The sequence below is a fragment of the Flavobacterium sp. KMS genome (assembly GCF_000813005.1).
Lineage (GTDB): Bacteria > Bacteroidota > Bacteroidia > Flavobacteriales > Flavobacteriaceae > Flavobacterium.
The window spans coordinates 172,282-183,289 of record NZ_JSYP01000012.1 but is presented as its reverse complement, the minus strand read 5'-3'; the positions used below and the strand labels follow the sequence as shown (position 1 = coordinate 183,289).

Below are 11,008 nucleotides of genomic sequence, written 5' to 3'. Positions count from 1 at the left end.
ACAAAAAAAGCCTTGAATTTCTTCAAGGCTTTAAATTTCTGGGTGGATGACCGGGTTCGAACCGGCGACCCTCGGTACCACAAACCGATGCTCTAACCAGCTGAGCTACAACCACCATTTCTGCTTAGCGAGTGCAAATATAGAGCAAAACTTTACTTCTACAAAGAAAAAAATGAAAAATTTTCATCTTTTTTACATCAAATTCCCTAAACTATTGACGGCCAAACACCTTTCAACAGTAAAACCTTCGGCAAAATCTACACCAACTAATCTTCCTAAGTCTTGTGCACGATAATTTAAACTTTCAAGAAAATTTTTACTCGTTATCGGGGTAGCAGGTTCTTTAGAATTCGCATCATAAAACTGCGATCCATATGCTAGAATCGATTCTATTTTCTTTTCAGTAAATCCTGTGATGTCCACAACAAAGTCTGGCACTATATTTTTCCACTGAATATAATGATACACAACTTTAGGACGCCATGCTGTTTGTTGTTCTCCATTAAGAGTTGTTTCTATCTTCATCAAACCAGATAAGAAACAAGCATCAGAAACTAATTTGCTACCTTTTCCGTGATCAATATGGCGATCATCGATTGCATTACACAAAACAATCTCAGGTTTGTACTTACGGATCATTTTTATGACCTCTAATTGATGCGCTTCGTCATTTACAAAAAAACCATCACGCATCGCTAAATTTTCACGTACAGAAACTCCTAATATGTTTGCCGCAGCAGCAGCTTCCTGATCTCTTAATTCAGCAGAACCACGTGTTCCTAATTCTCCTCGGGTCAAATCGACAATGCCAACTTTCTTCCCTAAAGAAACTTCTTTTAAAATTGTTCCTGCACAACCTAATTCTACATCATCTGGATGTGCTCCAAAAGCTAATATATCTAATTTCATGTTTTATATTTTAGTACCAGTTTCAGTTTACAGTCGCAGTTTACAGTTTTCACTGATTACTGCTACTACTTACGGATTACTGTTACTGATTACTGTTACTGATTACTGCGACTGAAAACTATTCAACAGTTACACGTTTAAAACCCTTTTCATCGTCATTGACTTATTCACACTTTCCTCCCACTCGTTTTCAGGAATACTTTCTTTCGTGATTCCGCATCCCATATACAAAACGGCTTCAGAATTACGTATTTGCATACTTCGTAAATTTACAAATAAATCAGAGCTTATCGAGTCAGAAGCGAAACTGCTATTTAATTCGCCTAAAAAACCAGTATAAAAAGTTCTATCGTAATTTTCATTTTCCAGAATAAATGCTCTGGATTTCTTTTTAGGATAACCACAAACTGCAGGTGTTGGATGCAATAAATCTATCACTTCATCTAAACTAGAATCAGTATTTAAAGCCCCCGAAATATCGGTTTTTATATGCCAGATACTTCCAGCATTAGCGCTATAAGGTTCCGTAACCGCAACAGAAGAAGCTACGTCCTGCAATCTTTTTACAATAAAGTCGGTAACATATTGTTGCTCATCTTTCTCTTTCTGATGCCAGATAACCTCAGATGCTAAAGCAGCCTTTTGAGTTCCCGCCAAAGCAGTGGTTTCAAAAATATTCCCATTTGCTTTAAGCAATTGCTCAGGCGTTGCTCCCATCCAGAAACCAACTTCGGGATGATAAAAACAATACGCTAATGTTGTTGGATATAAATTTGCTAAATTTTGAAAAGTCTCAATAAAATCAAAATCATTCAAAGGAACAATTTCACTACGAGATAAAACTACTTTTTTAAACTCATCATTCACAATAGCCTGAACACCATTAACAACTAATGTTTCAAATTGTTTTTTAGCTTCAGCATCAAAACCAGAATCAGCAACATCAACTAAATTTATCGGTTTTCGCTCCAACAGAGTCGTACAAATTTCAGATTCCTTTTCGGGAATAAGAACAATTTGTTTTTTATCAAAAGAAGCAAATACAAAACCTTTTTCCTTATAATCAACAACCTTATGCAACGTATTATTTTGTTGTAGTAAAGCTATGATTGTATCCGATTTTGGTTTCTTATAAAGTACAAAGGGCAAAAGCTGTTCTTTGTGTTTTTTAATTTTAGAAAAAAATTCATTCATGATTTCCAGATTACTTTTTTTGCCTGTCCAAAACCATGTTCGTCAATTTGCATAAAGAAACCAGATTCCCTTCTTCATCGGTAATTTTGATTTCCCAAAGATGCAAACTTCTTCCTTTATGAATAATTCGTGCTGTTCCGTAAACATAACCTTCACGAATACTTTTTAAATGATTTGCCGAAATTTCTATTCCGCGTACTTCTTGTAATTCAGGATTTATAAAAAAAAATGATGCTGCACTACCCACACTTTCTGCAAGTGCTACCGATGCACCTCCGTGTAATAATCCCATTGGTTGGTGAACTGCTGGATTTACAGGCATTCTGGCTACTAAAAAATCTGCTCCAGCATCAATATATTCAATTTGTAGAGTTTGCATTAAGGTGTTTTGAGAAAACTGATTGCAACGCTCCAATATTTGTTCTTTACTAAAATTCATTTGTTTGGCTTTAAAATGTAAAATTAAATAAAAGATGAGTCACAAAACAGAAAATGCAATTCTAAATTGAAAATCATATGTTAATCGAATTAGTTTTTTGCTATTTTTACATAAATTCTATTCAAATGCGTACTTTTTTTTTACTATTTACTATCGGAATACTTTTAGCAACAAGTTCATGTCGAAGTGATTTTGAAACCGTTGCCAGTACTGGAGATTTAGTTTTCTCAAAAGACACCGTTTATCTAGATACTGTTTTTACGAATATTGGCTCGAGTACATACCAACTCAAAGTATTTAATCAAGGTAAAAAAGACATTACAATCCCGTCTATCAAACTAGGAAAAGGCTTAAGCTCTAAATACAGAATGACTGTTGATGGAATGCATGGAACAGAGGGTAAAATCTTTAGCGATGTAACGCTTTTGGCCAAAGACAGTATGTATATTTTTATAGAAACAACTGCTGCAATTACCGATGCAAACCCAACCGATTTTTTATACACCGACCAAATCCAGTTTGATAGTGGTGTAAATCTTCAAAACGTAGAATTGGTAACACTTATTCAGGATGCTACTTTTTTATATCCAAAAAAACTCTCTGACGGAACTATCGAAACATTACCAATTGATGGCAAGGAAGTAGAAGGTTTTTATCTGGAAGAAAACGAATTACAATTTACAAACCAAAAACCGTATGTAATATATGGCTACGCAGCCGTTCCCGAAGGAAAAACCGCTACGTTTGATGCTGGATCAAGAGTTTATTTTCATTCAAATTCAGGGCTTTTGGTTAGCAAAAAAGCAAGTATTAATGTAAATGGAGCTCTTTCATCAACAGAAAAATTAGAAAAAGAAGTAATTTTTGAAGGAGATCGTTTAGAACCATTATACTCCGATGTTCCAGGACAATGGGGAACAATCTGGCTTGCTGACGGAAGTACAAATAATATCATCAATCATCTTACGATTAAAAATGCAACCACTGGTTTACTAATAGAAAATAGCGACCAAACAACTGTTAGCATTAAAAACACACAAATTTACAACTCTGTAAATCATGGTATTCTGGCACAAAACGCAAAAATAAAAGGCGAAAACATTGTAATAAACCGTGCAGGATTATCGAGTTTAGCTTGTTTATATGGCGGAAATTATGAATTTACACATTGCACATTCAATAACAATTGGCAAAGTTCTCAACAAGCTGCGGTTTCTCTTAGTAATACTCTTGCAGGCGCAACTCCCGAAACCAAAGATTTAACACAGGCAACTTTCAATAATTGTATTGTTTACGGATCAAATACAAACGAATTATCTTTAAACAAAAAAGCAAATTCAGCTTTTGTATATCAATTTAATAATTGCCTAATCAAATTTAGCAGCACAAGTACTAATCCCGATTTTCAGTTTAACACCGATACCCAACATTATAATGCAATTATATTAAATCAGGATCCTAAGTTTTATAATGCTTCAGAAAACAAATTTAATATCGACACCAATTCTGGCGCTTTCGCAAAAGGAAATCAGGCGTATAACATTCCGATTGATATTATAGGAAACACAAGAACTTCACCTCCCGATTTAGGCGCTTATCAAAGCATGCCATTTCCGAAATAGATTTAATTTACTATAAAAAACCACAAACTTGTCTTTCTGACGAAGGAAGAATCTCCGCGAGAAACTAACACAAACTATTTCTATATTGTCGAGCCACTAGTGGAGACTCTTCCTTCATCAGAGAGACAATATTGAGAAAAAAAACAGACCTATTTAGAAATTTAAAGGAATGCAAGATCTTTTAACCTTACATTCTCTTAAATCCCTTCCAATCAATTATAATAGTCACGAGTAAGAAAAATGCTGCATAAATTAAACATCTCTTAACACAAGATATCGTCAAAAGATGTAGATTTGTTTCATTGTAAAACTAACCAACTCAAAATCAATTTTTTGAAAGTTTCACAAGCCCTATTTTTTTTAACTTTAAACTATTAAATTAATTATGAAGAAAATCTACTCTTCCATTTTATTACTGCTTTTTAGTTTTGTGACTTTTGCTCAAATTCCTTCGGGATATTACAACACTGCAACAGGTACAGGTTACGCCCTTAAAACACAATTGTACAATATCATAAAAGATCATACAGACAATGGTTATGCCGGTTTGTACGTCACTTATCAAGCATCTGACATTGATAATTTTTATGAAAACGATGGAACAGTTCTAGACATGTATTCTGAAAATCCGTCAGGAACAGATCCTTATAATTATAGCATAGGAACTACACAACGATGTGGTAGTTATGTCGTAGAAGGAGATTGTTATAACCGCGAACATATAATCCCACAATCAGTATTTAGTGAAAAATCACCTATGGTTTCTGATGCTCATTTCATCACTCCAACGGATGGAAAAGTAAATGGTATAAGATCAAATTATCCGCATGGAGTTGTAAACACACCAACTTACATTTCTAAAAACGGAGGGAAACTTGGAGCAAATTCAACTTCTGGATATTCGGGAACTGTTTTTGAGCCAATCAACGAATTTAAAGGAGATATTGCCCGAATGTATTTTTATTTTGCAACGCGTTATGAAAATACCGTTGCAGGCTACAACTACCCTATGTTTGAGGGAACAAGTAATAAAGTATTTACAGCTGCATTCTTAAATATTCTTTTGGCATGGAATGCGCAAGATCCAGTAAGCGCAAGAGAAATTGCAAGAAATAATGCTATTTACGCACGTCAAAACAACCGAAACCCTTACATCGATCATCCCGAATATGTAAATCAGGTTTGGAGCCCATCTAGCGATACGCAAGCACCAACTGCACCAACAAGCTTAGCAAGCACCGCAAAAACGTCCAGCACTATTTCTGTAAGTTGGACAGCATCTACAGATAACGTAGGAGTTACAGGATATAATGTATATGCTAATGGAGTTTTAAAAACTACAGTTACAACATTAACCGCTACTATAACTGGCTTAACAGCTTCAACAAGCTATAATCTTACTGTAAAAGCAAATGACGCAGCAGGAAATATTTCGGCTACAAGCAATACAATTACCGAAACAACAGATGCCGGTACTGGAACTGGCGGCGGAACAACAACCGATTTATTATTCTCAGAATATATAGAAGGTTCTGGAAATAACAAAGCTTTAGAAATTCTGAATGCAACAGGTAGCCCAATTAACTTATCTGGATACACTATAAAAAGACAAACAAACGGAGGCGGAACATGGAGTTCTGGTCTAGCCTTAAGCGGAACTTTAAATAGCGGAACCAAATTTACTATTGTAAATAGTTCTATTGCTTCTACATGTTATCCTAAAGCTTCAGCCAATATTTCGACAACAGCTTCAGAGATTACTTTTAATGGAAATGACCCTATGGGTTTATTTAAAAATGGAGTACTTATCGACATCATCGGAACTTTTAATGGTGGAGCAGCTGACTTTGCAGCTAATGTAACTTTAAGAAGAAAATCAACTGTAACTTCTCCAAGCACAACATTTAATTTAAGTTCACAATGGGATTCATTTGCTGTAGATTCTTGTGAAAATTTAGGAAATCGTACACTGAAAGTAACAAACCCTGAATTAATGTCAGATTCAGATGAGATTCACTTATATCCAAACCCTTCAGACGGTAACTTTTTTATTGATTTCGATAATTCAAACACTCCTTATACAATAGAAATAATTTCGGTATCTGGACAAAAAGTATTCGAAAAAGTAAACACAACTCAGCAATCTATAGCTGTAAGTAATCTACCTAAAGGATTGTATATAGTTAAAGCTACAAAAGAGGAAAAAACTTTCATTAAAAAGATAATAATCAATTAATTACAAATTAGATATTCAATAATTAAAAAGCGGCAAATTGTCGCTTTTTTTTGGTTTTAATACTAAATTAAATAGCATTTTTTTCACGCAGATTTTGCAGATAAAGCTGATACAAAACCTCTAAAGATTTTATGCAGATTTAATAATTCTCAATCAATTAAATATCCTCAATTAGCCAAATCCGTGTGAAACAAAAATCTTTGCATACAAGAAATATCTTTCCCGCAAATTTTGCAGATAAAGCAGATACAAGACCTCTAAAGAATTTATGCAGATTTAATAATTCTCAAATCAATTAAATCTGCTCAATTAGCCAAATCCGTGTGAAACAAAAAACTTTACATACAAGGAATATCTTTCCCTCAAATTTTGCAGATAAAGCAGATACAAGACCTCTAAAGAATTTATGCAGATTTAATAATTCTCAATCAATTAAATCTGCTCAATCAGCCAAATCTGCGTGAAACAAAAAACTTTGCGTCATTGCAAAATTTTAAAAAAACGTACTGCTCTGCGCCTCTACACATTACCATTGAACCTCCCGACATTATCATGAAAAAAAATCACTGCATTTTTTTTTAAAAGAGTTCGTTTTCAAATTTGCGCTTACTATTTATTTACACTAAATTTGCAGCTAAATACAACAAACTACACAACACAATGATTCATTTCTTTGAAAACCAAAGCAAAACTGTTTTTGCAGTACAAACGCAAAACGAAATTTCGGCTCAAGACATTTCAAAATTAAACTGGCTTTTTGCCAACTCCAATAAAATAGAAAAATCCGTACTGACGGATTTTTTTGTTGGTCCTCGTGCCACTATGATTACCCCTTGGAGTACAAATGCTGTAGAGATTACTCAGAATATGGGTATTCCTGGCATCATCAGAATTGAAGAATTTTATCCGGCAACAGCTGATTTTTCAGATTTTGACCCGATGCTTTCGCAAAAATATACTGAACTGAATCAAGAAATCTTTACTATCAACGTGCAACCAGAAGCAATTTTGGACATTGATGATATTGCTGCTTACAACAAAACCGAAGGGTTGGCTTTGAGCCAGGAAGAAGTAGATTATCTAGACAATCTAGCTGTAAAACTAGGACGTAAATTAACCGACTCTGAGATTTTTGCTTTCTCACAAGCAAATTCAGAACACTGTCGTCACAAAATTTTCAACGGAACTTTTGTAATTGACGGAGAAGAAAAAGAAACGTCTTTATTTAAATTAATCAAGAAAACATCTCAGGAAAACCCTAACGATATCGTTTCGGCTTACAAAGATAATGTGGCTTTTGTAAAAGGACCACGCGTACAACAGTTTGCTCCAAAAACAGCAGACAAACCAGACTTTTACGAAATAAAAGAATTTGATTCGGTTATTTCATTAAAAGCCGAAACACACAATTTCCCAACAACTGTAGAGCCTTTTAACGGTGCTGCAACAGGATCAGGAGGAGAAATTCGTGACCGTCTTGCAGGAGGACAAGGTTCTTTACCACTTGCAGGAACAGCCGTTTACATGACTTCATATTCTCGTTTAAAATCTGAATCTGCACAGGATGACAGAACATGGGAAAACGCAATGGACGAAAGAAAATGGTTATACCAAACTCCAATGGATATCTTGATCAAAGCTTCTAACGGAGCATCAGATTTCGGAAATAAATTTGGTCAGCCACTTATTACAGGTTCAGTTTTAACTTTTGAACATTCAGAAAACGACCGCAAAATTGGTTACGATAAAGTAATCATGCAAGCGGGTGGAATCGGTTACGGAAAATTAGATCAAGCCATTAAAAAGAAACCACAAGAAGGAGATAAAATCGTTATTCTTGGTGGAGAAAATTATAGAATCGGAATGGGTGGAGCTGCGGTTTCATCTGCAGATACAGGAGCTTTTGGTTCAGGAATTGAATTAAATGCTATCCAACGTTCTAATCCAGAAATGCAAAAACGTGCTGCCAATGCCATTCGTGGTTTGGTAGAAAGCGATAACAACCCAATTGTATCTATCCATGATCACGGAGCTGGAGGACACTTAAACTGTCTTTCTGAACTAGTAGAAGAAACTGGAGGTTTAATAGATTTAGATAAATTACCTGTTGGTGATCCAACCCTTTCTGCTAAAGAAATTATCGGAAACGAATCTCAGGAAAGAATGGGATTAGTAATTGGTCAAAAAGATATTGATATCTTACAAAGAATCGCCGACAGAGAGCGTTCGCCAATGTACCAAGTTGGAGATGTAACGGGAGATCACCGTTTTACCTTTGAATCTAAATCGACTGGAGCTAAACCTATGGATTATGCACTAGAAGATTTCTTTGGAAGTTCTCCAAAAACGATTATGAATGACAAAACTATCGATAGAAAATATGCTGATGTTTCTTATACAGCAAATGACTTCGAAAGTTATTTACAAGATGTTTTACGTTTAGAAGCAGTTGCATCTAAAGACTGGCTAACAAATAAGGTTGACCGTTGTGTAGGTGGAAAAGTTGCAAAGCAACAATGTGCAGGACCATTACAATTACCATTGAATAATGTTGGTGTAATGGCTTTAGATTATTTAGGTAAAGAAGGAATTGCAACTTCTATCGGGCATGCTCCTATCGCTGCTTTAATTGATCCTGTAGCAGGAAGCAGAAATGCAATTGCCGAATCATTATCAAACATTGTTTGGGCTCCGATTAAAGATGGTTTAAAAGGAATTTCACTTTCTGCAAACTGGATGTGGGCTTGTAAAAACGAAGGTGAAGATGCTCGTTTATACGCAGCTGTAGAAGGTTGTTCTGAATTTGCAATTGAGCTAGGAATCAATATCCCAACAGGAAAAGATTCACTTTCTATGAAACAAAAATATCCTAATGATGAAGTAATCGCACCGGGAACGGTTATTATTTCGGCAGGTGGAAATTGTACAGACATTAAAAAAGTAGTAGAGCCTGTTTTACAGAAAAATGGAGATTCTATTTATTATATCAATTTATCTCAGGATGCGTACAAATTAGGAGGTTCTTCTTTTGCACAAATCAGAAATACTATCGGAAACGAAACTTCTACTATTAAAGACGCTTCTTTCTTTAAAAATGCATTTAATACCATTCAGGAATTAATTGGCGAAGACCAAATTCTTGCTGGACATGATATCGGAAGTGGTGGTTTAATCACAACTTTATTAGAATTATGTTTTGCTGATGTAAACCTTGGAGCTAAAATTGATTTTAGTGCTTTCGCAGAAAAAGATTTGTTGAAAATTCTTTTCGCTGAAAACATCGGAATCGTTTTCCAGGCAAAATCTGATGCTGCTGTTGAAGCTAAACTAAGCGCCAACAATATCGAATTCTTCAAAATTGGTTCAGTTCAAAGCAAACCAAGTTTGGAATTTGGAATTTATAATTTGGATATTGCGAAGTACAGAGATATTTGGTTTGAAACTTCTTATTTATTAGATCAAAAACAATCTAAAAACGGAACCGCTAAAGCCCGTTTTGAAAACTATAAAAATCAAGTTTTAAACTATACTTTCCCAGCACATTTTACAGGAAAAAAACCAGTAATCGACGCTTCGAAACCAAGACCAAAAGCAGCTATTATTCGTGAAAAAGGAAGTAATTCTGAGCGCGAAATGGCAAATGCAATGTACTTGGCCGGATTTGATGTAAAAGATGTTCACATGACCGATTTAATTTCTGGTCGTGAAACGCTTGAAGATATTCAGTTTATTGGTGCAGTTGGAGGATTCTCTAACTCGGATGTTTTAGGTTCTGCTAAAGGTTGGGCTGGAGCATTCTTATACAATGAAAAAGCAAAAACAGCTTTGGATAAATTCTTTAAAAGAGAAGATACATTATCTGTAGGAATCTGTAATGGTTGCCAATTGTTTATGGAACTAGAGGTAATTAATCCGGAACATGAAGTACACGGTAAATTATTGCATAACGAAAGTAACAAACACGAAAGTATCTTTACATCTGTAAAAGTACAAGAAAACAACTCAGTGATGTTATCATCTCTTGCAGGAAGTACTCTTGGAGTTTGGGTTTCTCATGGTGAAGGAAAATTTAATTTACCACTAGCAGAAGAAAATTACAATATCGTATCTAAATATGCTTACGAAGGATATCCTGCAAACCCAAATGGTTCTGATTATAACACAGCAATGATGTGTGATAAAACAGGAAGACATTTAGTTATGATGCCACACATTGAGCGTTCTACTTTCCAATGGAACTGGGCGCACTATCCAAAAGACAGAAACGATGAAGTTTCTCCTTGGCATGAAGCGTTTGTAAATGCTAGAAAATGGATTGAGAAAATCTAATTTTTATACTCATACTAAAAAAAAGGTTGTCCGAAAAGTTATTTTCAGACAACCTTTTTTTTATTGAAATAATGTCATTTTTTTTTAATTATTGATAAAGAAAGTCCCAGCGGGACGTTATATTTATAGTAATTTTAATTGTAATCAAAAGAAACCCCATCGGGGTGGTATTTCATTAATTAGATGATTTCTATGCTTGTGCCAAAACCCATTGGACGTATATAGCAATCTAAAGAAAAACCAATATATCGCTACGCTGTAGCTTTTACCCAAACCCTC

General features: G+C 34.8%; 6 protein-coding genes and 1 tRNA gene. 3 read left to right on the top strand and 4 right to left on the bottom strand.

Annotation, left to right across the window (positions count from 1 at the left end; all coding sequences use genetic code 11):
* Window positions 1–41: 41 nt before the first annotated feature.
* From OA93_RS14090 to OA93_RS14075, 4 genes are all read right to left on the bottom strand, one after another.
* Window positions 42–115: transfer RNA gene (locus tag OA93_RS14090), tRNA-His, on the bottom strand.
* 77 nt (window positions 116–192) lie between these two features.
* Window positions 193–909 (bottom strand): bacillithiol biosynthesis deacetylase BshB1, encoded by a 717-nt coding sequence (bshB1, locus tag OA93_RS14085; protein ID WP_039113988.1) that lies wholly within the window; start codon window positions 907–909, stop codon window positions 193–195.
* 129 nt (window positions 910–1,038) lie between these two features.
* Window positions 1,039–2,103: a chorismate-binding protein gene (locus tag OA93_RS14080; protein ID WP_039113987.1), complete on the bottom strand. Its 1,065-nt coding sequence runs from the start codon at window positions 2,101–2,103 to the stop codon at window positions 1,039–1,041.
* Between the two features lie 10 nt (window positions 2,104–2,113).
* On the bottom strand, window positions 2,114–2,542 hold the full coding sequence (locus OA93_RS14075) for a PaaI family thioesterase (RefSeq protein WP_039113986.1): 429 nt from the start codon (window positions 2,540–2,542) through the stop codon (window positions 2,114–2,116).
* A gap of 125 nt (window positions 2,543–2,667) precedes the next feature.
* Here OA93_RS14075 and OA93_RS14070 point away from each other — a divergent pair, with 125 nt between their 5' ends.
* From OA93_RS14070 to purL, 3 genes are all read left to right on the top strand, one after another.
* Window positions 2,668–4,164 carry a hypothetical protein gene (locus OA93_RS14070; RefSeq protein WP_039113985.1) on the top strand — a complete coding sequence of 499 codons (1,497 nt, stop codon included), beginning with the start codon at window positions 2,668–2,670 and terminating at the stop codon, window positions 4,162–4,164.
* Between the two features lie 385 nt (window positions 4,165–4,549).
* Window positions 4,550–6,400, top strand: a complete 1,851-nt coding sequence (locus OA93_RS14065; protein ID WP_039113984.1) for an endonuclease — start codon at window positions 4,550–4,552, stop codon at window positions 6,398–6,400.
* Window positions 6,401–7,015: 615 nt separating this feature from the next.
* Window positions 7,016–10,729, top strand: a complete 3,714-nt coding sequence (purL, locus tag OA93_RS14060) for a phosphoribosylformylglycinamidine synthase (RefSeq protein ID WP_276203407.1) — start codon at window positions 7,016–7,018, stop codon at window positions 10,727–10,729.
* The last annotated feature ends 279 nt before the right edge of the window (window positions 10,730–11,008 follow it).

Excerpts from the sequence above, each read along its gene's own strand:
- OA93_RS14065 (WP_039113984.1), top strand. The coding sequence starts at position 4,550 with ATGAAGAAAATCTACTCTTCCATTTTATTACTGCTTTTTAGTTTTGTG.
- OA93_RS14075 (WP_039113986.1), bottom strand. The coding sequence starts at position 2,542 with ATGAATTTTAGTAAAGAACAAATATTGGAGCGTTGCAATCAGTTTTCT.
- bshB1 (WP_039113988.1), bottom strand. The coding sequence starts at position 909 with ATGAAATTAGATATATTAGCTTTTGGAGCACATCCAGATGATGTAGAA.
- OA93_RS14070 (WP_039113985.1), top strand. The coding sequence starts at position 2,668 with ATGCGTACTTTTTTTTTACTATTTACTATCGGAATACTTTTAGCAACA.
- OA93_RS14080 (WP_039113987.1), bottom strand. The coding sequence starts at position 2,103 with ATGAATGAATTTTTTTCTAAAATTAAAAAACACAAAGAACAGCTTTTG.